The sequence below is a fragment of the Pseudomonas sp. MAG002Y genome, from assembly GCF_019400845.1.
Lineage (GTDB): Bacteria > Pseudomonadota > Gammaproteobacteria > Pseudomonadales > Pseudomonadaceae > Chryseomonas > Chryseomonas luteola.
This window is the reverse complement of record NZ_WOEJ01000001.1, coordinates 240,215-265,019: the sequence shown is the minus strand read 5'-3', so window position 1 is coordinate 265,019 and position 24,805 is coordinate 240,215. Positions and strand designations below refer to the sequence as shown.

Below are 24,805 nucleotides of genomic sequence, written 5' to 3'. Positions count from 1 at the left end.
CGAGTGGACACGCAAAGTTCGCGCCAATCAGTCCTTGGTGACGCGGTTTACTTCTTCCAGGCTGGTTACGCCTTGCATGGCCTTGAGCAGGCCAGATGTCCGTAGGTCATTAAAGCCCTCTTCACGCGCCTTACGGGCAATCTCGATCGAGTTGCCTTCTTCCATGATCAGGTTTTGCATGGCAGATGTGATCTTCACGACTTCATAAATACCCACACGGCCACGGTAGCCGTTATTGCATTCCTCACAACCAATAGGTGAGTACAGCGTAAACTTGCCGATCTGGCTTTCAGGGAAGCCTTCGCTCAGCAAGGTTTCTCTAGGCACATCATGCGGCTTTTTGCATTTAGGGCACAGCTTGCGTGCCAGCCGCTGGGCAATGATCAGGTTGACCGAGGTGGCAATGTTAAAAGCAGGTACGCCCATGTTTCGTAGGCGCGTCAGTGTTTCTGCCGCGCTGTTGGTATGCAGCGTTGACATAACCATGTGGCCCGTTTGTGCAGCCTTGATGGCAATCTCTGCCGTTTCAAGGTCGCGGATCTCGCCCACCATGATCACGTCAGGATCTTGACGGAGAAACGCTCTAAGCGCTTGGGCAAAGTCCATTCCTTGACGCGGATTGACGTTAACCTGGTTGATACCCTCCAGGTTGATCTCTACCGGGTCTTCTGCTGTCGAAATATTGATGTCGACTGTATTAAGGATATTCAAGCCCGTGTATAGCGATACGGTTTTACCTGAGCCCGTAGGGCCAGTTACTAGAATCATGCCCTGCGGTTGGCTAAGCGCTTCCATATACAGCTCTTTCTGGCGCTCTTCATAGCCCAACGCATCAATGCCCATCTGAGCGCTGGAGGGATCGAGAATACGCATCACGATCTTCTCGCCCCAAAGGGTAGGCAGGGTATTCACACGAAAATCGATGGACTTGTTTTTGGAAACCTTGAGCTTTACCCGGCCGTCCTGCGGCTTGCGGCGCTCGGAGATGTCCATGCTCGCCATGACCTTCAGGCGAGCCGAAATGCGTGGGGCCAGCTGAATAGGCGGGCGTGCCATTTCATGCATGACGCCATCAGTACGAAAACGCACTCGATACATCTTCTCGTAAGGCTCAAAGTGCAGGTCAGACGAGCCGCGCTTAATGGCATCGAGCAGCATTTTGTTGACGAAGCGGACAACCGGGGCATCGTCCGCGTCTACTTCAGACTTTTTCTCTTCTTCTGTATTGATCTCGATATCAAGATCAATATCACCAAGATCCAGCCCGCCGGTGCCGTTATCCAGGTACTGATCAATGGCGTTATGAAGCTTGTCATCCTCAACCAGAATAGGCTCTGCAGTCAGTCCTGTGCTGAACTGAATGTCATTGATCGCTTGCTGGTTGGTCGGGTCAGATATGCCAATAAAGAGCTTGTTACCGCGCTTGGCAAGCGGCAAGAAGTAATGCTGCTGCATCAGCTTTTCACTCACGACCTCCTTGGGCAGGGACTCCTTATCAACCGCGCTCAGGTCTAAAAACGCCAAACCAAATTGTTCAGCAGACAGCTCTGCAATCGCACGGCTTTTAACGAGGCGATTCTGGACCAAGTGCGTCACTAGGGGGACTTTACTGACCTTGCTCTGCGCAACCGCGCTTTGAGCCGTTTTTTCATCCAGTAGCTCCGCCAAAACAAGCTGACGGGCAAGACCAGAGAGAGGCGCTAAATCATTCATAAGACAGGCCGATAACTGCAAGCGATGCCTGCCTTATAGCAGCCGCAAGCAGTCCTATCAAATACGCTCTTTGGCCTGACAATTATTGTCAGTACTTGTCATGCAGGCGAAGCGGTAGGGAGTCTATTTCACATGAATACTGTGACTTAAGCGGTTGGCACGCTGAATGCTTATAAGAATTCAGGCATGTTGAGCCTACTTCTTCTATTGGAGACAAGCATGAAAGCTCAAAAAGGTTTTACATTGATTGAATTGATGATTGTTGTAGCGATCATTGGTATTTTGGCTGCGATTGCATTGCCTGCATATCAAGACTATACAACTCGGGCTAAACTCTCAGAAGTTGTAGGATTTGCAGCCTCTGCCAAAACAGCAGTTTCTGAGTGCGTGATTTCTAATAACGCTTTAACCGCATGTGGCTCTAACTCCGCTGTAGGGCTGGCTGATGCTAAAGATATTAAGAGTACTTATGTAGGTAGTGTAACAGTAGGTGAGAAGGGTAAAGTTACTGTATTGGTGCAGGGAACTAATAGCGCAGCGGATGGGAAGTCTTTGATCATGACGCCTCAGCTAGATGCCAGTTCTGGTGTCCAGTGGACTTGCTCTGTTAATGATGCTAAAGTTTACAAGTTTGTTCCTGCGAATTGCCGTACCTCTGTGGCTGACGTCAAAGAAGAAGTTAAAGATGAATAATCTTTATTCTATGCCGGTGTAGCTCAGTTGGTAGAGCAGCGCATTCGTAATGCGAAGGTCGTAGGTTCGACTCCTATCTCCGGCACCATACTTAAGCCCAGCTAAATTAGCTGGGCTTTTTGTTTTAGGCGAACATACTAGTTTGGCGTTAAGGCGAGTTACTTAACTGTTGTAGACTAAAATTTAGATATGGATATTTTGTTATTACCTGAAACTTCGGTGAGCTTCGCTTGTTTCTTTTTAAGGGGCTTTGTGGGTCGGGTGCTGGCTTGGGGAGTAATAAAAGGCAGCGCTCTTGCTCAAAAAGGCAATAGCTTGGCGTAACTATCCTTGCTGATGTTCGCAGAAAGTTGGCCAAAAGGTTTTCTAGCAATATCCTGGCCAGACTCGCGCGTGGGAAGCGTAGCGCTACCGGCAAGCTTCTTCTTAATGCATTTCTGTGAAGTCTCCAGACCAATCAGCGTTTGGCTGGCGATTGGTCGAAATCTTGATGGTTAGCTCACGCTTCTCAGGGTACGATTAGTGGGTAAAGGCAACTTTATGGATGAACGCTGTTCAGATTCCCTCACTAGAGATGGGAGTCGCCGTAGCTCAACCATAAACATGATCAAGGTCATACCTATGCGGTGATCTCGGTTAGCTGGTACAGCTACTCTGTAATGATGATCAACGCAACGTTCACTTATCAACGCTATGGGATCAACGTTGTTCAAGGCTCGTAACGTGGTATGCAGGCAGGCTGGTCATAACGGTACGCTGCAGGAGGCGGGCAATGCAGAACGACGCTAATGTGGTTCATTTCAAAACGCTCAGTGATGCGGCGTTGCGGATTCCTGCTGCCCTCGTTCCGGTACGCGACAAAGCTGCCCAGCGGCTCAATGCAGCGCTCCAGCAATTGTTCGATAACGCGGACGATGCGCTGTTCGAGATGGCTGACCGCGCCACCAGTAACAATGAGCAGAATCTGTTCTTCGAAGCGATGCGTGACTTGCGCCTGAAGCGCAAGACGATCGAGCGTAATTTCCTGCAGCGCTACTTTGAGCGTTTCGCTGGACTGAATCAGGCAGATACGGCAAAAAATACTGCACAGCTCGACGCTATTTCGTTCGAGGATCTGAGCCTAGTCCAGAATGATCAGCTCGAAGAGTCTGTCGCACTCGATACAATGGTGACCAAAGCTGTCACCCGTAATGCGCTGGCCCTGGGCCATCTAAGTATTCGTTTCAACACCCAGTTAAGCCGAACGCTGGACGAAAACTCCAACCCGTTGGCGCCTCGCCCCCTGTGCGAAGCGTTTCTGGATGCGTGCCGTGGCTTGGGTGTTGAGATCAAGGTCAAGCTGATCATTCTCAAGCTGTTCGAGCGCTTTGTGCTGAACGGTTTGGACCGCGTGTATGCCGAGGCGAATCAGCAGCTGATCGATGCGGGGATTCTCCCTCATCTCAAGCTGGCGCCGCCGCGTAATACGGGGCGCAGTGCATCGGGTTATACCGGCCGCACGGCATCCACCACACCGGACAGCGAACAGGATCAGGAAGTATTCAGCGCGCTGCAGGGGCTGCTTGCGCAGGTACGTCGCAGTGGCGGCGGCTCAATGGGTATGTCTGGCGGTGAGCCAGCAGGCACGGCTGAGCTTCATCCTATTACCAGTTACGACCTGATGCGGCTGTTGTCCCACTTGCAGCAGCATGTGCCTTCGCATGTCGAGAACAGTTACGACCTGCGCGGGATGCTGGATGACGCGCTGGGGCGTATCAGTGCGCGTAGCGGTCGAAAGCGGGTAGTGGGGCAGGTTGATGATGATGTTATCAATCTGGTGTCCATGCTGTTTGAGTTCATCCTTGATGACCTGACGCTACCTGATTCCCTGAAGGCGCTGATTGCCCGTCTGCAGATTCCCATGCTCAAGGTGGCGGTGCTGGATAAGGCCTTTTTCAGCCGACCCAATCATCCGGCCCGTAAGCTCTTGAATGAGATTGCGGCGGCTTCGCTCGGTTGGGAAGAGCAGAATGAGCTGCAGCGCGATGGGCTTTATCTGAAGATCGAGCAGATCGTTCAGCGGCTGCTCAGTGACTTTGTGGATGACCCGGATATCTTCAGCGAGCTGTTGAATGACTTCCTGGCCTATATGAGTGATGAGCGTCGCCGGAGTGAGTTGCTTGAGCAGCGCACACGGGATGCGGAAGAGGGGCGTGCGCGGGCTGAGCAGGCTCGCCAGCAGGTAGAAGCCGCGCTGAATGAGCGGTTGGTTGGGCGTACGCTGCCGGAAGTAGTGGTTCGGGTCATTCGCGAAGCGTGGAGTCAGGTGCTCCTGTTGACGTGTCTCAAGCAGGGCTATGGCTCTGCCGAATGGCTCGCCGCGCTGCAGACGATGGATGATCTGATCTGGAGTGTTGAGCCGCATGAAGATGCCGGCTCGCGGCAGAAGTTGCTGGGTATGGTGCCGGGGCTGCTCAAGGCCCTGCGTGAAGGGCTTGCCAGCGCGGCCTTCGATCCCTTCTCTACTAGTGAGTTTTTCACCCAGCTTGAAGCCTTGCATGTACAGACATTCCAGCAGGTTAAGCGCGTCGAGCACGGTGCGGCGGCAGTAGCTCATGAGCCACTGGCAGCGATGGTTGAGGTGGCTAATGAGATTGTGCTTCAGCCGGTTCAGGCCAAGCCTGCCGAGACGGAGTTCAAGCCGGATGAGGAATCGCTCAGAACGATCGATGCTATCCATGTGGGTAGCTGGATTGAGCTGACCGAGGCCGATGATCACAAGGTCCGCTGCAAGCTGGCGGCGGTTATTAAGTCTGCTGGACGTTATATTTTTGTAAATCGCGCAGGCATGAAGGTGATGGAAAAGTCACGTGAAAGCATGGCTGTCGACTTGAGTCATGGAAAGCTGCGTATTCTGGACGATGCCCTGTTGTTTGATCGGGCGCTGGAGTCCGTCATCGGAAATCTTCGCACGCTCAAACGCACCTGATCCCCTTCCGCTTATTCAAAACACCGATCATGGGGCCACTCGGATCGGTGTTCTTGGCCCTTCTGCCGCTCTGTTTTACATTAAGCGCTCACAGGAGTTCTTATGTCCCCAGATTTTCAGGCGGGATGGTGGGCTCACGCCCAGCGTTGCCCGTCACCCAACTACAATGAGCGTCCCGTGGGAGAGCAGGTCTCGCTGCTGGTTATCCACAACATCAGTTTGCCGCCCGGCCAGTTTGGGACGGGAAAGGTCCAGCCTTTCTTTCAAAACACGCTGGACTGCAGTGAACATCCCTTTTTTCAGGAAATAGCCTCGTTAAGGGTGTCAGCCCATTTTCTGATTGAGCGTACAGGCGCTGTGACGCAGTTTGTGTCCTGTGATGATCGTGCCTGGCACGCTGGCGTATCCTGTTTTGCGGGCAGGGAAGGTTGTAATGATTTTTCGATAGGAATTGAGCTGGAAGGTACCGATACCGAGCCTTATACGCAGGCGCAATACCATGTGCTTGAGCAACTGACGCGCGATGTGCTTCGGCATTACCCAGCCATAACACCTGACCGTATTTGCGGGCATAGTGATATTGCACCAGGCCGCAAGACCGATCCTGGGCCTGCCTTCGATTGGGACCGGTATCGGGCATCTTTGACAGGGGAGGGTAAATGACCTTTCTGAGCTTATTGCTTGTATTGGGCGTTGTGTGGACAACCCACTGGCGGTTGCGGCTGCAGCGTGATGGCTGGTGGCGCGCGCTATTGGCTGAGGTGGAGCTGCATGTGGGGCGTCATAGCTCAATCGCGCTGATCGTTGTGGTAGGTGTGCCCCTGCTGATATTGGCTCTGGTGCTGGCAGTATTAAAGCCGGTTGCCTATGGCTGGCTGCTGTTGCCCGTACATGTGCTTGTGCTGTTGTATAGCCTGGGCCGACATGACCCCAGGCAGGCATTGGCAGGTTTCAGGGATTCCTGGCGGCGGGGTGATCTAGAGGCTGCAGCCTTGCGTGCAGAGCAGGACCTGGGTCTTCAAGCGGAAACGCCGGATGGGCTCTTGGCGCGTGTGCAAGAGCAGCTGCTATGGCGAGGCCACGAGGGCTTCTTTGCCGTGATTTTCTGGTACGTTGTGCTGGGACCGCTCATGGCGTTGGCTTACCGGCTGGTTGCGCTGACGGCTGCCCATGCGCGTAGCCCTGCCTTGCGCGCCCATGCAGAACAGCTGTGCCATGCCTTTGATTGGCTGCCGGCACGCTTGCTCACTGCCAGCTTTGCGCTAGTCGGTGATTTTCTTTGCGCCAGCCGCGCAACGTTATCCGAGTGGTTGAACTGGGATATTCTCACTCCCAAGCTGCTGGCTGATGCCGGTCGCGCTGCGGCTGATTTGCCTGTGGCTCTGGATGTCGAGGCGGGTGTTCACAGTCTTGATACGTTGTGGCAGTTGCTCGTCAGAGCTGCTGTGCTCTGGTACGTCTTGTTGGCGCTCTGGACGGTGGTGGGACGCTAGTCTTCTACAGTGTGTCAGGGTCCCACCCGAAGACGGCACACGCATTGGTTGTACTGGCCTGGGCAAGCGCTTCGGAGGTCACGCCGAACAGCTCGGCCAGTGCCGCGCAGATGTCAGGCAAGTGGGTAGGGCTGTTGCGGATGCCTGGGTACATGGCAGGGGCCATGTCAGGAGCGTCGGTTTCCAAAACGATGCCGTCCAGCGGCAGCCGCGGCACGACCTTTCTCAGTCGATTGGCTTGCGGCCATGTCGGCGCGCCGCCTAAGCCCAGCTTGAATCCCAATTTCAGATACTCCCGCGCTTCTTCGTAGCTGCCCGCAAAAGCGTGGACGACGCCCGCTCTGGGCGGCTTGTAGCGTTTTAGCGTGGCGATGACATCGGCATGGGCTTTTCTGACGTGCAGCAGGCTCGGTAGTTCGTATTCGATAGCCAGTTTGAGGTGTGATTCGAAAAGCGTCTGCTGGCGTGCCTTGTCGGGCTGCTCGATATAGTAGTCCAGTCCGAATTCACCCAGTGCGCAAAGCTTGGGATGACCAGCCCATTGATCCAGCCATGCCCTGAGCGTGTCGATGTCGCTCTCCTTGTGCACGTCCAGATAGCAGGGATGCAGGGCCAGGGCCGCGTAGAGCGGCTCATGGGCCAGCGCGGTAGACCATAACTTCGACCATAGGGATTCTTCGACACCAATCAGCACCTGACGCCGTATGCCTAGCGATGCGCACTGGTGCAGGAGTGCCTCCCGATCATCGTCGAAGCCGGGAAAGTCCAGGTGGTTATGGGTGTCGATCAACATGGTAGGGGCCGGCTAGTCCTTATGACGAGTCTTGAGCTGCCGGGGGATGGCATGAACACCGGGCTCGTAATGGTGGGATTCGATGGCATCCAGCATGAGGTTCAGGGCCTGCTCTGCAATGAGTTCGTGCTGCTGATAGAGTCCGTTGACCTTGATGGGAACGAAGTCGAGCAGCTGGGCGTCGCCAAAGGTGGCGAGACGCAGATGGGAAGGCCAGCCTTCAGTCTGCTGTTGGAAAACATCGAAAACGCCTTCCAGTAGCACGTATGCCGTCGTGATGATCGCATCAGGCATATGGCCCAGCTCGCTCATCAGGTCCAGCATCAGGTCGCGTCCGCAGGTACGGCTGAACTGCTCGCCATAACGAATCAGCTTCTTGCCGTTGAAGTCCTGTAAGGCCGATTCGAAACCCGCGGCGCGCTCACGGCTGATGACGAGGTCCGGACGGGCCGCGATCAGGGCGATTTCTCGAGGCGGCGTATCCAGCAGGGTCTCCGTCAGAAGGGAGCTGGCGGTCCGGTCGTCACTGACGACAGAGCTGAACTGACTGGGATCGAGCTGACGGTCCACGGCTACCACAGGCAATCCCTCTGCCTGCAGGCGGCGATAGGGCGTATCGTCATCGGCCAGACAGCTGGCGGTGATAAGGCCATCGCAGCGGCGTGCGCGAAACAGCGAGAGCAATTGCCGTTCGGTATCGGGCTCATCGTCAGTACAGGCAATGAGCAGTTGATAGCCCCGCAGCCGGGCTCTGATTTCCAGCTGCTTGGCCAGCCGTGCATAGCTGGGGTTTTCCAGGTCAGGCAGGATGAACCCAAGCGTCAGGGTCTGGCCGCGACGCAAGCCAGCGGCGCGCTGGTCCGGCTGGTAGCCGTATTGTTCGACCACTTGCTGTACGCGCGTGACGGTGGCTGGACTGATGCGCCGCTGGTCGGCTTTTCCGTTAATGACGTAGCTGGCCGTGGTCACGGAGACGCCTGCCAGTCGAGCTATATCACTGAGCTTCAAAACGATTCCTCTTGTGGCCGTGCGGTCTGGAACGCCTTTCTTGCTTATATGACCGCAATACCTTGCCTTTCATTGACGATAATCCATTTTCGAAAACAGACGGTCCGGTATCTAACGCAATGGGCTGGCCTTTATTGTGTGTAGTGCTTCAAGGATCAACGATTATCGAGTAACGTGCCACTCTGTTTTGGTGAAACGTTTCAGCACAATAGTGTCTTATCGCTGTTATGTCTGTATCGCCCGATGTCGATGATTCAACATGCGATTAGGCTAAAACAATCATTACAAGAAAGGCACGGTGCTCTTCGGTCGCTCGTAGTGCCATGGAGGATTTGAATGTTCGAACTCGATGCGCAGCATATTCGCATGGGACAACAGGCCGCTGACAAGGATAGCGCGCTTGCCCTACTGGGTGAGGCCCTTGTTGCGGATGGGCTTGTGGCTCCCGGCTATATCGATGGATTGCGTGCTCGCGAAGCCCAGGGTTCTACCTACCTTGGACAGGGTATTGCCATTCCCCATGGTACTCCTCAGACCCGTGATCATGTGTTTACAACGGGTGTACGAATCATGCAATTCCCCGATGGTGTAAGTTGGGGGGAAGGGCAGACCGCTTATCTGGCCATTGCAATTGCCGCCAAATCTGATGAACACCTTCGAATTCTTCAGTTATTGACGCGTGCACTGGGTGAAAAGTCGCTGGACGAGGCGATTCGCCGTGCCGAAAGCGCCGAGGCGATTGTTCAATTGCTGCATGGCGCCCCGCAAGAGCTTGAGCTGGATGACCAGCTGGTGCGTCTGCACGTGGAGGCTGATGATCTTGAAGACTTAGCGTGGGAAGGGGCACGTCTTCTGAAGAAGACACAATGCGTTGAGCCCGGCTTTGCCGGCGCGCTACAGACAGGCGTCCCTCTGCCACTAGGAGAAGGGCTTTGGTGGCTGCACAGCGACCATGCCGTAAGCCGTCCTGGTCTTGCGTTTGTGACACCCGCAGCGCCGGTGACGTTGGAGGGGCAGCCAGTCAAGGGCTTGTTCTGTCTGGCCAGCCTTGGTGAGGCTCACCGTGATTTGCTGGAGCGCCTGTGTGACTTGCTGATCGCTGGCCGTGCCCAGGAGCTTAGCCAGGCAACCTCCAGCCGGGCGGTGCTCGAAGCGCTGGGCGGTGAGGTAGCACCGGACTGGCCCAGTGCGAGTGTGGTGCTGGCTAATGCCCATGGCTTGCATGCGCGTCCGGCCAAGGAGCTGGCGCGTGTGGCGAAGGCTTCAACCGGTGAGGTTCGGGTCAGGGTGGATGGCGGAACGGCCGTTTCGGCCAAGAGCTTGTCTCGCCTGCTGGCATTGGGTGCGCGCCGTGGTCAGGTGCTGGAGTTTCTGGCCGAGCCGGGAACCGATGCCGAAGCGCTGCTGGGGGATCTTGTCGCGGCGGTCGAGGCCGGGCTGGGTGAAGAGGTTGAGCCCATTAGCGCCAATACTCAACCGACGCACGCGGCCGTGCCGGTTGAAACCAATATTCTGGCGCGGGCAGAGGACACGGCGCCGCTAGCCTCAGGCGACACCTTCAAGGCCATTGCTGCGGCACCGGGGCTAGCCGTTGGGCCAGCCTATGTCGTGGCTCAGCAGCATTTCGACTTTCCTGCCGAGGGTGAGGGGGCTGCCGCTGAAACCGAGCGCCTCGAAGCGGCACTGGCGGCAGTCAGAACGGAAATCGATGCCCTGATCAGCCGTAGCGAGGCGGGCGCTATTCGCGACATCTTCCTGACCCATCTGGAGATGCTTGATGATCCGGATCTGCGTGAGGGCGTACAGACGCGCCTCAAGCGCAATGCCAGCGCCGCAGCGGCCTGGAATGCACAGATCGAGGAGGCGGCCGCTCAGCAGGAGTCATTGAAGGATGCGCTCCTGGCCGAACGTGCGGCTGATCTGCGTGATGTAGGCCGCCGTGTTCTGGGGCATCTGTGTGGGATTGGCTCCGCCAGTGAACCAAGCGAGCCCTATGTGCTGGTCATGGATGAGGTCGGGCCTGGTGATGTGGCGCGTCTGGACCGTGACAGGGTCGCCGGTATCCTGACGGCACGTGGGGGTGCCAGCTCTCACAGCGCCATTGTTTCCCGCGCCTTGGGTATTCCTGCGATTGTAGGCGCTGGCCCGCGCGTACTGAACCTTGCACCTCAGACCATTCTTCTGCTGGATGGCGATCATGGCTTTGTCGAGGTCGGGCCGGATGCCGCACGCATCGAGCAGGTTCGTGTAGAGCGCGAGGTGCGGGAGCATCGTCGACAGGAGGCCGAAGCCAAGCGGTTTGAGCCTGCGGTCACCCGCGACGGGCACCGCATTGAGGTGGCTGCGAACCTGGGCAACACGGCGGATGCCCCGGCGGTAGTCGAACAGGGCGCAGAGGCAGTTGGTCTGCTGCGTACCGAGCTGGTATTCATGAGCCATGATTCGGCACCTGACGAGCAGGCGCAGGAGAAGGATTACCGACGCGTACTGGATGCGCTGGATGGACGGCCGCTGGTGGTGCGTACCCTGGATGTGGGAGGCGACAAGCCGTTGCCTTATATGCCGATTCCAGCCGAAGAGAACCCATTCCTAGGTATTCGCGGTATACGTCTGACCCTACGTTGCCCGGAGGTGCTGGAAACCCAGCTGCGCGCCTTGCTTCGTGCGGCCGAGGGGCGTCCGCTCAGAATCATGTTTCCGATGGTGGGACGGGTTGAGGAATGGCGTCAGGCGCGAGACATCCTCGATCGTCTGCGGCAGGAGATTCCTGCGGTCAACCTGCAGGTAGGCATCATGATCGAGGTGCCTTCTGCCGCGTTGCTGGCACCTGTACTGGCGCAGGAGGTGGACTTCTTCAGCGTAGGGACGAATGACCTGACTCAATACGCCTTGGCGATCGACCGTGGTCATCCCTTGCTGTCCGGCGAGGCTGATGGTTTGCATCCCAGCGTGCTGCGCCTGATCGATATGACGGTCCAGGCCGCCCATGCACATGGCAAGTGGGTAGGCGTATGCGGAGAGTTGGCCGCCGATCCGCTGGCAGTTCCGCTTTTGATTGGGCTGGGTGTGGATGAACTCAGCGTTTCAGCGCGCAGCATTCCGCTGGTCAAGGCGCGGGTGCGTGAACTGGATTTCGTGGCTGCACAAGCCTGTGCCCAGCGAGCGCTGGCGCTGGCGACAGCAGATGAAGTGCGCGCCAGTGTGGAGGCCATGCAATGAGCCGTGTTTTGACCGTTACCTTGAATCCCGCGCTGGATCTGACTGTACGACTGCCCGAACTGCATCCGGGAGAAGTAAACCGTAGTGAAGCGGTTGTCATGCACGCGGCAGGCAAGGGACTGAATGTGGCCCAGGTCCTGGCAGACCTGGGGCATTCGCTGACCGTAACCGGCTTTCTGGGCGCTGATAACGCCAAGCCGTTCGAAGCCTTGTTTGCCGAGCGTGGTTTCAAGGATGCCTTTGTGCGGGTAGAGGGCGAGACCCGCAGTAACATCAAGCTGGCCGAAACCTCAGGCCGCATTACGGACATCAATGGACCGGGACCGCACGTTACCGAGACTGCCCAGGCTCAGTTGCTGCGCACCCTGGACGACGTAGCACCGGGACACGATCTGGCCGTTGTGGCCGGCAGTCTGCCACGCGGCATCGGTGCCGACTGGCTTGCCGAGCTGGTTCAACGGTTGAAAGCCCTAGGCTTGCGGGTGGCACTGGATACCAGTGGCGCCGCGCTGCGTGCCGGGCTCAAGGCTGGGCCGTGGCTGGTCAAGCCCAATACCGAGGAGCTGTCCGACGCCTGTTCGGCACCTGCCGATACTGCCGAGCAGCAGGCTACGCTGGCCGCTCAGCTGGCCGCTCAGGGTGTTGAGCACATAGTGATCTCTCAGGGCAGCGAGGGTGTTCGGTGGTTTGCGCCAGGTCGCGTACTGCAGGCCGTTCCGCCCAGGGTGCAGGTGGCCAGCACCGTAGGGGCCGGCGACTCGCTTCTGGCCGGTATGGCGCACGGTTTGCTCACCGGACTTGAGCCGCAGGACGCGCTACGCAACGCCACAGCCATTGCTGCCATGGCCGTCACTCAAATCGGCTTTGGCATTGATGATCCTGCCCGTTTGGCAGAGTTGACGAACGGCGTCAGTGTTCACGTCATGACAGAACAATAAGCAGGGATAACTCATGAATATCGCAATCGTTACGACCTGCCCGACGGGCATGGTTACCAGTGTGCTCAGTGCACGATTGCTGGATGCTGCCGCACAGCGCCGTGGCTGGCAGACCAGTGTTGAAATCCACGACGGCCCCGAAGCTACGCTGCTGACGGATGATCAGATCGCTCGGTCTGAATTGATTGTCGTTGTGCATACCGGTGCGGTAGACCTTCGCCGCTTCGCGGGCAAGCGCGTTTACCGTGCAACACCGGCGGAAGCCCTGCGGGACGTCGATGCCTTTTTGCAGCGTGCCGAGCGTGAGGCCAAGGTGTACGAAGCCAGCGCCGAGCCTGAAGCTGTCAGCGCAGCCGCTGCACCTACCAAGCAGCCCCGTCTGGTGGCGATCACGGCCTGCCCAACCGGCGTTGCACATACGTTTATGGCAGCTGAGGCATTGATTCAGACCGCCAAGAAGCTGGGCTATAAGCTGGATCTGGAAACCCAGGGGTCAGTGGGCGCACGCAACCCTCTCAGTGCCGAGGCGATCGCGGAGGCCGATGCGGTTCTGCTGGCAACTGACATTGAGGTCAATACGGATCGCTTCGCGGGCAAGAAGGTGTTTCGCTGCGGCACTGGTGTTGCCCTCAAGCAGCCTGAAGCTACGCTCAAGCGTGCATTAGCTGAGGGTGAGATCCTGGGAGGCGCGGCGGCTGCTTCGTCTTCCGGACAAGCCAAGGCCGGTGCGAAAAAGGAAAAGACCGGAGTCTACAAGCACCTGCTGACGGGCGTGTCCTACATGCTGCCTATGGTAGTCGCCGGAGGCCTGTTGATTGCCCTGTCGTTTGTCTTTGGGATCGAGGCGTTCAAGGAGCAGGGCACGCTGGCGGCTGCATTGATGCAGATCGGTGGCGAAGCTGCGTTCAAGCTCATGGTGCCGGTGCTGGCCGGTTACATTGCATACTCCATTGCCGACCGGCCGGGCCTTGCGCCGGGAATGATCGGCGGATTGCTGGCCAGTAATCTGGGCGCGGGCTTTATCGGCGGTATCGTGGCGGGCTTTCTGGCCGGTTATGTGGCGAAGGCGATCGCTCGCTGGGTGAAGCTGCCGGCCAGCGTGGAGGCCCTCAAGCCTATTCTGATCATTCCGCTATTGGCGAGCCTGATTACCGGCCTTGTGATGATCTATGTTGTGGGAACGCCGGTTGCCCAGGCATTGACCGCGTTAACAGGCTTTCTGGAAAACATGGGGACGTCTAATGCCGTTCTGCTGGGTGTCATTCTAGGTGCCATGATGTGTGTGGATCTGGGTGGGCCGATCAACAAGGCGGCGTATGCCTTTACCGTAGGGTTATTGGCATCCAAGACCTATGGTCCGATGGCGGCTACGATGGCGGCCGGTATGGTGCCTGCGATCGGTATGGGACTTGCCACTGTTCTGGCGCGCCGCAAGTTTGCCCAGAGCGAGCGTGAAGCGGGCAAGGCCGCCTTTGTCCTGGGGTTGTGCTTCATTTCCGAAGGGGCAATTCCCTTTGCAGCGAAAGATCCGCTGCGTGTGATCCCCGCGAGCATCGCGGGCGGCGCATTGACCGGTGCGCTCGTCATGCTGTTCAACTGCAAGCTGATGGCGCCTCATGGCGGTCTTTTCGTACTCTTGATTCCCAACGCCATCAATCACGCCTGGCTATACCTGGCGGCCATTGCGGCGGGCAGTATCTTGACCGGTGTGGTGTACGCTGTGATCAAGCGGGGGGAGGTACAGGAAGAGCTGGTACCTGCGGCATGACAAAAAAGGGCTCTCAGGAGCCCTTTTTAATACGTTGGCAACTGCCGGATCAGTCCACCTGGACGACATATTTGCGTGTCCGCACGGCAGCTTTCAGATCCTTTAACGCGTTGGGCAGCTGTTTGAAGGGAACAACCTCAAGAGTAGGCATGGCCAATCGATTGTTCTTGATCTGACCCATCAGCTCGGCTCCGGCGGTGGTCAGCTCCATCCAGTCCAGGACGGTGCCATGCTGGTGGATCGAGGCGAGGGCCTCCTCATGATAAGAGATCGCCGTTGTGAAGGCAGGCAAGGGCGGCTGCTCGATCCGGTCCTGGATGCAGACCAGATGGCCATTAAGGGCCAGAAGACCGGCCAGCGAGGCGGCGTGCTGGCCGGAGATTGTGTCAAAGGCGGCGTAGAATTTACGGCCTTGTAGCTTTTCGAGTAACAGATCCCGCCAGTTTTCCTGGTGGTAATCCACGACCTCGGTCACGCCACGTGACAGCAGCTTTTCGCGGTGCTGCTCCCCTGCGGTTACCCAGACGCGCCAGCCTTTTTGCAACGCCAGTTGTGCCACCAACGATCCGACCGAGCCCCCGGCGCCGGTCACGAGTACATCCTTGTTGGTTGCATCCGGTACCTTCATGACCGACTGCCAGGCGGTCAGGGTAGGGCAGGGGAAGGCGGCGGCAGCAGTGTCACTAAGGCCGTCCGGCACCGGCATCACCATGTGGGCGGCGATCTTGATATGCGTGGCATAGCTGCCGGCGTGGTAGAGGTTCTGGTGATAGGCGACCCGCGTTCCGATACGCAGGTGCACGTCGCGACCGGCCGCGATTACGACGCCCATGCCGTCCACGCCTGGAATATGGCCCGGCTTCCAGACCTTTTCGGCCTGCGCAATGAATTTCCAGTCGACTGGGTTGATGCCGATGACCTTGTTGGCGATCAGGATTTCATTAGGCGCTAGCTCCTCGCTAATGGCATGGGTTTCCAGTATCAGATCCGTAGGCTCGTTACCGTGGCGCCAGGTCCAGGCGTGTACATCCAGCATAGAGGTCTCCTGTTGAAGGGCATGTTTCTTCCTTTATGGGGATCCGTGACGACACCTAAAAGCCCGGCAGAAAGAAACATGAGTAGGAGCAGTGGATGCGAAGCAGGAAACGAGTAGTGGTGCAGGGACTGGCTACCTCTAACCAGTCCTGGCTACGGCGGTTTATGGGGCTTTCATGAACGCTCGGAGACGCTCCTGGCGATCCCCTTCACGCCGGCCCTGCCATATCAACTGCCAATGCGCCTCGTCTACCTTGATCGGGTGATGCTGCTGGTCGAGCAGCATCTGGATCTGACATTGAGCCTGCTCCGGCGTGGCGACCATGACCGGCTTGATGCCTGTGTAGTAGTGCAGCATCGAGCGCTCGGACTCACCCATGTTGACTGTGTTCAGACAATCGAATTGTGCCGGAAGCGATTGCTCGAGTGCCTCGAACGGTCGTGCATAGCTGCGCCCCAGGTCCACCCAGGGAAGCCAAAGTGTATTGGCCAGTCCCCAGAACAGCGTAATGCCGGCAAACCAGACGTGTGCAGCCTCCAGGCGCTTGCGCCAAACAATAGTGATCAACCACAGGCCGGTCAGTAGCAGCGCTGCAACAAACCAGGCAGGGCTGGGTGACAGTTTGACCTCTACTGGAACCAGCCGGCGAAGGCTGGAGACGATCAGGTTCGTATGGCCACTCTGGATGGCCCACCAGCCAAACCACAGGTATCCGCCCAATATACTGAATAGGATAAACGCAAACAGACGGCCAGCGCGGTTGAACCGCTCGGGCAGTGGTAGGCCGGCCACCAGGAGAGCGAGTGCCGGAAACAGCGGAAGCACGTAAACGCTGCGAAAGACCGCCGAGGTCATGATAACGAGCAGAAAAACTGCAACGTAAAGCCAGACCATGAAGCGGCCCGAGTCCTCACGCAGCGCGCTCCAGTCAGCCTTGAGGCGCTGTTGGCGCAGGCTGCGCCACAGTCCCCCTACGAAGGCGCCTAGTAGTACCCACCCTACGGGAAAAGACAGGCCCAGTAGTTCCTTAAGATTGCTGCCTGCCCCGGCACTGATGCTGTTGCGTTGAGAGAGACCAAAGAAGCGGCCGAAATTATTGACCCAGAACCACTCCAGAAACAGAGCTTCATCGGTCTTCCATAGCAAAACCGGCCAGACAAGCAGCCAGGGTGATGAGGCGAGGAGCGCCCAGCCCAACCAGGCAAAGCCGGAGCGCGTGAGGTAGCGGCGCGGCTGAAGCAGTACGGCAGCACAGACGGTAACGCCCAGCACACCCGGTATCAGCAGGCCTTTGCTCATCAGCGCAATGCCAAAACCTGTTCCAAAGAGCAGTCCGTCGCGGCGGTAGCGTGTCGGCTCCAGGGAAAAGCCTACAAGCCCTGCCAGTGCGAGCATGGCGCCTGTCAATTGCGGTATATCGGCAATCAATAGATGGGCATGCTGAACCATGCCCATCGTTCCCAGTAGCAGCAAGCAGGCAACCAGTCCTCTGCCGGGACTGATGCGCTCGGTCAGGCGATACAGCATCCAGAGTGTAAGCAGCATCCATCCTAGAACGGCCATGCGTGAACCGTCGGGAGGCGATAGCCAGGGAAGGAAAAGGTAGGCCGTGATCGCTCCTGTCCAATACATCAGGGGCGGTTTTTCCATGAAGGGGTCTGCGCCTACCCGGGGTACGATCCAGTCGCTGCTGGTCAGAAAATTCCAGGTCATGCCAAACGAGTAGGGTTCGTCGGCTTTCCAGAGTCCACGACCGATCAGGCCTGTCACCAGATAGAAGGCCAGCAGCAGCCCGCACCAGATGAAAAATTTCGTCTTGGGCGAGAGTGGGCGGGAGGCTCCCTGACTCATGAAGCCTCCCGTTGGCCGGCCGTATTCGAATAGGTAGCGGTCAGGCTGGCGCGGCGAACAGATTGGCCGCGGCCGATGGCGTAATACTGAATGCCACGACGCTCCAGGCGTGCAGGGTCGTACAGGTTACGGCCATCAAAAATCAGTGGCTCCCTGAGCTTGTCCTGGATAAGGTCGAAATCGGGCGCCTTGAACATTTGCCATTCGGTGCAGATGACCAGGGCGTCCGCACCGTTCAGCGCAGCCTCAGGTGTGCCCATCAGCAATAGACGCTCATCGTGCCCGTACAGTCTCTGCGCTTCCTGCATGGCCTCAGGGTCGAATGCGCGCACCTGTGCGCCATGCGCCCACAGGGCTTCCAGCAGAATGCGACTGGGTGCGTCCCGCATATCGTCCGTATTGGGCTTGAATGCCAAACCCCAGATGGCAAAGGTTCTGCCTTCCAGGTTTCCTTTGAAATGATCGTGGATCAGGTTGAACAGCTTGTTTTTCTGCTGTTCGTTAACTTCTTCGACAGCACGAAGAAGGCTGGTCTGGCAGTTCTCCTGCTCGGCGGTGTGGATCAGGGCCTTCAGGTCCTTGGGGAAGCACGAACCGCCGTAGCCGCAGCCCGGATAGATGAAGTGATAACCGATGCGTGGATCTGCTCCGATGCCTCTGCGAACCGACTCGATGTCTGCTCCCAAATGCTCGGCCAGCTCGGCGATCTGGTTGATAAAGCTGATTTTAGTCGCCAGCATGCCGTTAGCCGCATATTTGGTCAGTTCGGAACTGCGGCGGTCCATGAACAGGATACGATCATGGTTGCGGTTAAAGGGGGCATAGAGCTCCCGCATGATGTCGCGGCTGTCTTCCCGTTCGGTACCGATGACAATACGGTCCGGGCGACGGCAATCGGTTACAGCAGCGCCTTCCTTGAGAAACTCGGGGTTGGATACCACATCGAAGTCCAGTGTCTTGCCCATCTCGTCCAGTGTGCTCTGGATCAGTGCCGTGAGGCGATCGCCAGTGCCTACGGGTACTGTGGATTTTTCCACGATCACCACAGGCTGCGTACGGTGACGGGCAATGGTCTGGGCGACGGCAAAGACGCCTGCAAGGTCGGCCGAGCCGTCCTCCAGGGGCGGGGTGCCGACGGCGATGAACTGTACACGGCCATGCTGGACCGCGCGGGCGGCATCATGGGTAAAGCGCAGGCGGCCCGCTTCCATGTTTTCCCGAACGAGCCCTTCCAGGCCAGGTTCGTACAAACTGACCACGCCCTGCTCAAGCAGCTCGATTTTGTGTCGGTCAATGTCCATGCACAGAACATCATGACCGACTTCAGCCAGTACGGCGGCCTGAACGAGGCCTACATAGCCAATACCGAACACACTGATTTTCACTTACGACTCCTCTTGCGCCAGCGGACGCGAGTCATCCGGGCGTCTTGAATGAATAGCGAATACGCCCAGCATGACGAGGGCGATACCGACCGATTTGAGCCAGGTGATGGATTCACCGAAAACCACTACGGCGGCGATATAAACGAGGGGGTAGCTGAGGCTGAGCAGCGCGTAGGCCCGTCCCAACGGCAATACCGACAGGGCAGCAACCCAACAGAGCATCGAAAGCCCGTAGCAGGCGATACCGGCAAGCAGCCCGGCCAGCGCCCCGACGTGCTGTCTGAGCAGTTCAGGAGAGGCCATGGCCTCTGTCAGTGAAGGAAGAGCCGCCATGCTGCCGCGCATCGAGAGCTGGGCGAGACTCACCAGGCATACGCTGGCCAGCGCCAGCAGAAGTCCGCGATGCTGATTCATCGTTGTGTACTCAGCAGCACAATGCCCACCATGATGAGGACGATGCCCAGCCAGTGACGGCCATCGATGTGCTCGTGGAAAAGTCGATGTGCCGCCAGAGTGATCCAGACAAAGTTCAGGCTGAGCATAGGGTAGGCCATGCCGACTTCGAGCTGCTGCAGAACCAACAGCCAGAGCAGCAGGCCAGTACCCAGGCTGGCCAGCCCAAACATCATCCAGGGTGAGGTCAGCTTGCGCCACAGGCTGACGGAGCGCCCGCGCCAGCGTTCCACGGCGACTTTCTGGGCGACCTGCCCAAGACCGCTCAGCAGGCTGACCACCAACACCAGGGCGAAGGTCATGCCTGTACGCCCAGCCAGCCTTCGCGGCCTGCCAGAGCGCCCCGGGTAACCGTACCCAGGGGAAGGCGGGAGGGGTCAGAAGGCAGGCATTCCCCAAGCGGCTTGAACTGAACATTCAGCCGTTTTGCCAGTGCCAGCAGGCGCTGAAACTGGTCGGCCAGGGCAATCCCCTCTACTTCCGCATGGGCGGTATAGATGTTCAGGTCGGCCGGCATGATGTGTTGCATCAGGTAGCTGTTAAAGCCTGCAGCCGACAGGTCTGGGCCAATCGCTTCATCGTACGTCGGCAGGGTGACCGGAATCTGCGGCGTTCCGGCAACACCATTGGCGAGCTCAGGACGAAACAACGAGCGGCCTCGACAATCGCTGTTGTAACGAAAACCAAAGGCCTCTTTGGCTTCGATAACCCGCTCATCCGCCCGCCAGCCGGCAGCGGCGGAGCAGGTTACGGGTTGACCCAGGATGTCACTGAGCGTGTCTACGCCATAACGGATCTGCCGGGTCAGCTGGTCCATGCTCCAGCGCCCAGCGTTAGCCTGCCAGCCATGGTGGTCCCAGGCATGCAGGCCCACCTCATGGCCTGCCGCCTGAGTTTGTCGCATCAGATGACCCAGGTGCTGGCCGATGGGCTTGCCTGGCCATGCCGTGCCCGCCAGGAGAATGTCCCAGCCATACAGACTGGCTGCATTGGAGCGCAGCATCTTCCAAAGGAACTGCGGCCGGATGAGGCGCCAGAGATGGCGCCCCATGTTGTCCGGCCCGACCGAAAAGAAGAACGTCGCCTTGACCTGAGCTTCATCCAACAGCTCAAGCAGACGTGGAATACCCTCACGTGTGCCGCGAAAGGTATCCACGTCGATCCGCAATCCCACCTCGATCATTACGCCTCGTCCACCTGGCTGTTCAATGCTTCACGCAGGAAAAAGTCCAGCGTCTTGCCGATGGTTTCGCTCATCTCGATGGTGGGCTGCCAATCCAGGAGCTTGCGGGCATTGGCAATGCTGGGCTTGCGATGGGAGACGTCCTGATAGCCTTCGCCATAAAACGACCGGCTCTCAACTTCGCGGAAGCCTGCAAACGGCGGGAAGTTGTGCCGTAGCGGGTGTGCCTCAAATTGGGCCAGAAGGGTTTCGGCTAGTTCGCGAATGCTAGCTTCGTTGTCTGGGTTACCAATGTTGATGATCTGCTGGTCACTGCGACCACCCTTGTTTTCGATAATACGGAACAGGGCTTCGATGCCATCATCCACGTCGGTAAAGCAGCGCTTTTGGGCACCGCCGTCCACCAGCTTGATGGGTGTGCCTTCCACCAGATTCAGGATCAGCTGGGTGATGGCGCGGGAGCTGCCGATTCGAGCAGAGTCCAGGCGATCCAGACGCGGACCCATCCAGTTGAAGGGACGGAACAGGGTGAATCTGAGGCCATCCTGCTTGCCGTGGGCCCAGATCACGCGGTCCAACAGCTGCTTGGAAACGGAGTAGATCCAGCGCTGCTTGTTGATCGGGCCAACGATCAGGCGAGACTGGTCTTCGTCGAACTCCGGGTCGTCGCACATGCCATAGACTTCGGATGTGGACGGGAAGATGACGCGCTTGTTGTACTTCACGCAGTAGCGGACGATCTTGAGGTTTTCCTCAAAGTCCAGCTCGAATACACGCAGCGGGTTACGGGTGTATTCGATCGGCGTAGCGATGGCCACGAGTGGCAGGATCACGTCGCACTTCTTGATGTGGTACTCGATCCATTCGGTATGGATACTGATGTCGCCTTCCACAAAGTGGAAGTTAGGATCGCCCTTCAAACGGTCGATAGCGTCGGAGCCAATGTCCAGACCGTAGACTTCATAGTTGCCGTCCCGCAGCAGGCGTTCAGACAGGTGATTACCAATGAAGCCATTCACCCCAAGGATCAGCACACGTGTGCGACGCTTGGCCTTGAAGGCATCGCTGCGGCGCAGACGAAGCCCTTCGACCAGTCCCATCTCCCGAGCGAGCTGCGGACCAGACAGGTAGAGGCCTGCATTACCTTGTTGGCCGGCCTGAATTTCCAATACGCCGTCACCGCAGGCGATACGCAGTGGATCAAGACTTACGACGGCGCCAGGTTTCTGGTCGTGACGGGTGTCTACGGCCTGGGCTTGCCAGACAATAAGCTTTCGATCGCCTACAAAGCTGAAAGCGCCCGGGTAAGGCTGGGTAACGGCGCGGACGAGGTTATAGAGTTCACTGGCCGGACGAGTCCAGTCCAGCTCTCCATCGGCAGGCGTGCGACGGCCATAATAGGAGGCCTTGCTGTCATCCTGCGGGATCTCTTCCACGTCTCCACGTGCCAGACGGGGCAGGGTTTCGCCCAAGAGCTGACCTGAAGCTTCGCGGAGCTTGGCATGCAGGGTATGCGCCGTATCGTCCTGGGCAATCGCTACCCTGGACTGACTGACAATCGGGCCGGCATCGGGACGACGCTCCATGCGGTGCAGAGTGACGCCGGTTTCGGTTTCGCCATTGACCAATACCCAGTTGGCAGGCGCGCGACCCCTATAACGCGGCAGCAGGGAGCCATGCAGGTTATAGGCACCTTTTCTGGCCATAGCGAGAATGTCCTTGCTCAGCAGGTGACGGTAGTAGAAAGAGAAAATGAATTCCGGCTCAAGCTGACGGATGCGTTCGATCCAGAGCGGGTGGTTAACATCTTCCGGGGCATGCACCGGAATACCGTGGCGAGCACACAGTTGGGCTACGGAAGCAAAGAAGCGGTTTTCGTTCGGATCATCGGCATGGGTAAACACGGCCGCGATTTCATACTGGGCCGCGATCAGCGCTTCGATTCCGGCGCATCCAATATCGTGATAGGCAAATACAACAGTCTTGGTCATGGGTAATCAGCTTGCAGAAGGAATGGAATCGAGCGAGGCTGGCGCAGGGGAGCAGGAGGCTTCACCCCGGACAACCTGCTCAACGAAGTAGCGAGGGCGGGCACGGACGTCGTGGTACATGCGGCCCAGGTATTCACCCAGTAGCCCCATGCCGACGAACTGGGCGCCGGTAAAGATGAACAGGATGGCGAAAAGGACAAACACGCCGTCGGCAGCCCAGTCGGCCCCCAGCAGCAGGCGTAGCACCAGAAGCAGCATCCCGAAGCAGATACCGGCCAATGCCATGGCGCCACCTACGATGCTCAGCAGCCGCAATGGCGTTGTGGTCATGCAGGTCACGAGATCAAACATAAGGTTGATCAGGCGCATGGGGGTGTATTTCGACTCACCGTATTCGCGCTCGGCATGTCCCACATTGATTTCGGTGGTATGGCGGGCGAAGCTGTTAGCCAGGATGGGAATAAACGTGCTGCGCTCATGGCAGGCCAGCATGGCCTCGATGATGCTGTGGCGATACGCCCGCAGCATGCAGCCATAATCGCTCATGGCTACGCCCGTAGAACGTTGCACAGCAAGGTTGATCAGCCTGGATGGCAGGCGGCGGAAGGCGGAGTCCTGACGATTTTCGCGTACAGTACCGACCACATCGAACCCCAGAGCGGCTTGCTCGACGAGACGCGGAATTTCCTCCGGCGGGTTTTGCAGGTCGGCATCAAGGGTAATGACCAGGTCGCCAATACACTGCTCGAAGCCCGCCATGATGGCGGCGTGCTGGCCGTAGTTGCGGTTGAGGATGACCCCTACCACATGACTGTCTTCGGCTTCGGCAGCTGCCTGGATAATGCTGGCCGAGCTGTCACGGCTGCCGTCATCAATCAATACGATTTCATAATCGCGGCCCAGTTTCTGGCAGGCGGCATCGGTTCTCAGCAGGAGTTCGGGCAGGCTGGCTTCTTCATTGAAGACCGGAATGACCACGGACACGCGATTGATCGGATAAGGCTTCACAAGGCTGCCTCCAGCGTGGAGCGAATGGCAGTGACGACACGCTCGAGCTCCTCGGCGGTCATGTCAGGAAACAGCGGTATCGAGCACAGCCGAGCTGAATTCCACTCGGTATTCGGCAGGCTGACCTCTGGAAAGCGGTCCCGGTAATAAAGTTGCAGGTGCGTTCCTATGAAATGAATACCGGTGCCGATATGGTTTGCCTGCAAGGCTTGCATGAAGGCATCGCGATCCAGACCACATTGCGCCGGATCGACGCGCACAATGAAAAGATGCCAGGCGTGATCCTGAGGGTAGCTCGGAAGACTCAGCGGCTGAATGGGAAGGTCGTTCAGGCGCTCCAGGTACATTTCGGCCAGCTGTTTGCGCTTGGCGTTAATCTCGTCGATGCGATCCAGCTGGACGAGTGCAATGGCTGCGTTGATATCGGTCAGGTTGTACTTGAAGCCCGGTTCGATGACCTGCGCCTGAGGCTTTCGGCCGTGGGTCATACGGTCATAGGCATCGACGCCCAAGCCGTGAAACTTCAATGTGCGGATGCGGTTAGCCAATGCTTCGTCATCCGTTACAAAAAGTCCGCCTTCTGCACATGTCAGATTCTTGATGGCATGAAAGGAGAAGATGGCGGTGTTCCGAGCGCCAATCAGGCGGCCCCGGTAGCGTGTACCTATTGCGTGGGCAGCGTCTTCAATGACGGGGATGCCATGGCGCTCGGCCAGTGCGTAGAGCGGATCCAGGTCAAAGGCTGCACCGGCGTAATGAACCGGAATGATCGCTTTCGTTCGGGGCGTGATGGCGGCTTCGATACGCGCTGCATCGGTCATCAAGGTATCGCGATCGATGTCCACGAACACAGGAGTTGCGCCCAGCAGGCAGATCAGGTTTGCGGTAGATACCCAGGTCTGGGAGGGCGTGATGACCTCATCGCCTGGGCCAATACCCAGGGCTATCAATGCCAAGTGCATACCTGCCGTTGCCGAAGAGAGTGCGACGGCATGACGGCAGCCCAGATACTCGCAGAAGCGCTGCTCCAACTCCTGATTTTGAGGGCCGGTGGTGATCCAGCCGGAGCGGAGCACGGCATTGACGGCCGCAATTTCCTCATCGCCTATGCTTGGACGTGAGAAAGGAAGAAAGGCAGTTGACATGTCTGTATCCCGTAACGGTCATGACACTACCTGCGCCATGCACATACATCGCGCTCAGGTAGAAACCGCCAAATTTTGGGATGACAAGCTTGCGTGGCTTTGCAGGTTATATGGAGAAATGATGGAGACCACGGATGACAAGGCTTGTGAAATGCTTAAA

Annotated in this window: 19 protein-coding genes and 1 tRNA gene; 8 read left to right on the top strand and 12 right to left on the bottom strand. The window is 57.8% G+C overall.

Translation table 11 applies throughout. From position 1 onward, the window contains the following. Nucleotides 1-27: 27 nt before the first annotated feature. Entirely contained in the window at nucleotides 28-1,713 is a 1,686-nt protein-coding gene (gene pilB / locus GM154_RS01235) for a type IV-A pilus assembly ATPase PilB (protein ID WP_219650687.1), read from the bottom strand. 219 nt (nucleotides 1,714-1,932) lie between these two features. Between pilB and GM154_RS01230 the strand changes: the two genes are divergently transcribed. The 5 genes from GM154_RS01230 to ampE all read left to right on the top strand — a co-directional run bounded on the left by GM154_RS01230 (nucleotide 1,933) and on the right by ampE (nucleotide 6,867). Beyond that, complete coding sequence (locus tag GM154_RS01230) at nucleotides 1,933-2,406, top strand: pilin (protein WP_219650686.1); 474 nt, start codon at nucleotides 1,933-1,935, stop codon at nucleotides 2,404-2,406. A 12-nt stretch (nucleotides 2,407-2,418) separates the two neighbouring features. Next, nucleotides 2,419-2,494 (top strand) — tRNA-Thr (locus tag GM154_RS01225). Between the two features lie 684 nt (nucleotides 2,495-3,178). After that, on the top strand, nucleotides 3,179-5,374 hold the full coding sequence (locus tag GM154_RS01220; RefSeq protein ID WP_219650685.1) for a DUF1631 domain-containing protein: 2,196 nt from the start codon (nucleotides 3,179-3,181) through the stop codon (nucleotides 5,372-5,374). Nucleotides 5,375-5,476: 102 nt separating this feature from the next. Next, the gene (gene ampD / locus GM154_RS01215; RefSeq protein ID WP_219650684.1) at nucleotides 5,477-6,037 is read left to right on the top strand and encodes a 1,6-anhydro-N-acetylmuramyl-L-alanine amidase AmpD; all 561 of its coding nucleotides are present in this window, start codon (nucleotides 5,477-5,479) and stop codon (nucleotides 6,035-6,037) included. Further along, on the top strand, nucleotides 6,034-6,867 hold the full coding sequence (gene ampE, locus GM154_RS01210) for a regulatory signaling modulator protein AmpE (RefSeq protein ID WP_219650683.1): 834 nt from the start codon (nucleotides 6,034-6,036) through the stop codon (nucleotides 6,865-6,867). Before ampD ends, ampE begins: the two co-directional genes overlap by 4 nt. Before the next feature lie 4 nt (nucleotides 6,868-6,871). On the opposite strand, the gene GM154_RS01205 is transcribed toward ampE, so the two are convergent. Then, nucleotides 6,872-7,660, bottom strand: a complete 789-nt coding sequence (locus GM154_RS01205; RefSeq protein ID WP_219650682.1) for a TatD family hydrolase — start codon at nucleotides 7,658-7,660, stop codon at nucleotides 6,872-6,874. A 12-nt stretch (nucleotides 7,661-7,672) separates the two neighbouring features. Continuing rightward, a complete protein-coding gene (cra, locus tag GM154_RS01200) occupies nucleotides 7,673-8,668 on the bottom strand; it encodes a catabolite repressor/activator (protein ID WP_219650681.1) in 996 nt (331 codons plus the stop codon). Between the two features lie 336 nt (nucleotides 8,669-9,004). Between cra and ptsP the strand changes: the two genes are divergently transcribed. The 3 genes from ptsP to GM154_RS01185 are packed head-to-tail and all read left to right on the top strand — an operon-like array spanning nucleotide 9,005 to nucleotide 14,593. After that, a complete protein-coding gene (gene ptsP, locus GM154_RS01195) occupies nucleotides 9,005-11,887 on the top strand; it encodes a phosphoenolpyruvate--protein phosphotransferase (protein ID WP_219650680.1) in 2,883 nt (960 codons plus the stop codon). Beyond that, entirely contained in the window at nucleotides 11,884-12,825 is a 942-nt protein-coding gene (pfkB, locus tag GM154_RS01190) for a 1-phosphofructokinase (protein ID WP_219650679.1), read from the top strand. The genes ptsP and pfkB overlap by 4 nt, the downstream gene beginning before the upstream one ends. Before the next feature lie 13 nt (nucleotides 12,826-12,838). Then, complete coding sequence (locus GM154_RS01185) at nucleotides 12,839-14,593, top strand: PTS fructose-like transporter subunit IIB (RefSeq protein WP_010797217.1); 1,755 nt, start codon at nucleotides 12,839-12,841, stop codon at nucleotides 14,591-14,593. Between the two features lie 49 nt (nucleotides 14,594-14,642). On the opposite strand, the gene GM154_RS01180 is transcribed toward GM154_RS01185, so the two are convergent. From GM154_RS01180 to arnB, 9 genes are all read right to left on the bottom strand, one after another. Beyond that, complete coding sequence (locus GM154_RS01180) at nucleotides 14,643-15,629, bottom strand: zinc-binding dehydrogenase (RefSeq protein ID WP_219650677.1); 987 nt, start codon at nucleotides 15,627-15,629, stop codon at nucleotides 14,643-14,645. 162 nt (nucleotides 15,630-15,791) lie between these two features. Continuing rightward, entirely contained in the window at nucleotides 15,792-17,480 is a 1,689-nt protein-coding gene (locus GM154_RS01175; RefSeq protein ID WP_219650676.1) for a glycosyltransferase family 39 protein, read from the bottom strand. Then, nucleotides 17,477-18,865 carry a UDP-glucose/GDP-mannose dehydrogenase family protein gene (locus GM154_RS01170; protein WP_219650675.1) on the bottom strand — a complete coding sequence of 463 codons (1,389 nt, stop codon included), beginning with the start codon at nucleotides 18,863-18,865 and terminating at the stop codon, nucleotides 17,477-17,479. The genes GM154_RS01175 and GM154_RS01170 overlap by 4 nt, the downstream gene beginning before the upstream one ends. Then, the gene (gene arnF, locus GM154_RS01165; protein WP_219650674.1) at nucleotides 18,866-19,279 is read right to left on the bottom strand and encodes a 4-amino-4-deoxy-L-arabinose-phosphoundecaprenol flippase subunit ArnF; all 414 of its coding nucleotides are present in this window, start codon (nucleotides 19,277-19,279) and stop codon (nucleotides 18,866-18,868) included. It lies immediately after the preceding gene. After that, on the bottom strand, nucleotides 19,276-19,620 hold the full coding sequence (gene arnE, locus GM154_RS01160) for a 4-amino-4-deoxy-L-arabinose-phosphoundecaprenol flippase subunit ArnE (protein WP_219650672.1): 345 nt from the start codon (nucleotides 19,618-19,620) through the stop codon (nucleotides 19,276-19,278). The genes arnF and arnE overlap by 4 nt, the downstream gene beginning before the upstream one ends. After that, nucleotides 19,617-20,498, bottom strand: coding sequence for a 4-deoxy-4-formamido-L-arabinose-phosphoundecaprenol deformylase (gene arnD, locus GM154_RS01155; protein ID WP_219650938.1), 882 nt, complete (start codon nucleotides 20,496-20,498; stop codon nucleotides 19,617-19,619). The genes arnE and arnD overlap by 4 nt, the downstream gene beginning before the upstream one ends. A gap of 2 nt (nucleotides 20,499-20,500) precedes the next feature. Further along, a complete protein-coding gene (gene arnA / locus GM154_RS01150) occupies nucleotides 20,501-22,492 on the bottom strand; it encodes a bifunctional UDP-4-amino-4-deoxy-L-arabinose formyltransferase/UDP-glucuronic acid oxidase ArnA (RefSeq protein ID WP_219650669.1) in 1,992 nt (663 codons plus the stop codon). 6 nt (nucleotides 22,493-22,498) lie between these two features. Continuing rightward, on the bottom strand, nucleotides 22,499-23,500 hold the full coding sequence (arnC, locus tag GM154_RS01145; RefSeq protein ID WP_219650667.1) for an undecaprenyl-phosphate 4-deoxy-4-formamido-L-arabinose transferase: 1,002 nt from the start codon (nucleotides 23,498-23,500) through the stop codon (nucleotides 22,499-22,501). Next, nucleotides 23,497-24,645: a UDP-4-amino-4-deoxy-L-arabinose aminotransferase gene (gene arnB / locus GM154_RS01140; protein WP_219650665.1), complete on the bottom strand. Its 1,149-nt coding sequence runs from the start codon at nucleotides 24,643-24,645 to the stop codon at nucleotides 23,497-23,499. Before arnB ends, arnC begins: the two co-directional genes overlap by 4 nt. Between the last annotated feature and the right edge of the window lie 160 nt (nucleotides 24,646-24,805).

Excerpts from the sequence above, each read along its gene's own strand:
- arnB (WP_219650665.1), bottom strand. The coding sequence starts at position 24,645 with ATGTCAACTGCCTTTCTTCCTTTCTCACGTCCAAGCATAGGCGATGAG.
- pilB (WP_219650687.1), bottom strand. The coding sequence starts at position 1,713 with ATGAATGATTTAGCGCCTCTCTCTGGTCTTGCCCGTCAGCTTGTTTTG.
- pfkB (WP_219650679.1), top strand. The coding sequence starts at position 11,884 with ATGAGCCGTGTTTTGACCGTTACCTTGAATCCCGCGCTGGATCTGACT.
- ampD (WP_219650684.1), top strand. The coding sequence starts at position 5,477 with ATGTCCCCAGATTTTCAGGCGGGATGGTGGGCTCACGCCCAGCGTTGC.
- ampE (WP_219650683.1), top strand. The coding sequence starts at position 6,034 with ATGACCTTTCTGAGCTTATTGCTTGTATTGGGCGTTGTGTGGACAACC.
- arnF (WP_219650674.1), bottom strand. The coding sequence starts at position 19,279 with ATGAATCAGCATCGCGGACTTCTGCTGGCGCTGGCCAGCGTATGCCTG.
- GM154_RS01180 (WP_219650677.1), bottom strand. The coding sequence starts at position 15,629 with ATGCTGGATGTACACGCCTGGACCTGGCGCCACGGTAACGAGCCTACG.
- GM154_RS01205 (WP_219650682.1), bottom strand. The coding sequence starts at position 7,660 with ATGTTGATCGACACCCATAACCACCTGGACTTTCCCGGCTTCGACGAT.
- arnE (WP_219650672.1), bottom strand. The coding sequence starts at position 19,620 with ATGACCTTCGCCCTGGTGTTGGTGGTCAGCCTGCTGAGCGGTCTTGGG.
- GM154_RS01230 (WP_219650686.1), top strand. The coding sequence starts at position 1,933 with ATGAAAGCTCAAAAAGGTTTTACATTGATTGAATTGATGATTGTTGTA.
- ptsP (WP_219650680.1), top strand. The coding sequence starts at position 9,005 with ATGTTCGAACTCGATGCGCAGCATATTCGCATGGGACAACAGGCCGCT.
- GM154_RS01175 (WP_219650676.1), bottom strand. The coding sequence starts at position 17,480 with ATGAGTCAGGGAGCCTCCCGCCCACTCTCGCCCAAGACGAAATTTTTC.
- GM154_RS01185 (WP_010797217.1), top strand. The coding sequence starts at position 12,839 with ATGAATATCGCAATCGTTACGACCTGCCCGACGGGCATGGTTACCAGT.
- arnA (WP_219650669.1), bottom strand. The coding sequence starts at position 22,492 with ATGACCAAGACTGTTGTATTTGCCTATCACGATATTGGATGCGCCGGA.
- GM154_RS01220 (WP_219650685.1), top strand. The coding sequence starts at position 3,179 with ATGCAGAACGACGCTAATGTGGTTCATTTCAAAACGCTCAGTGATGCG.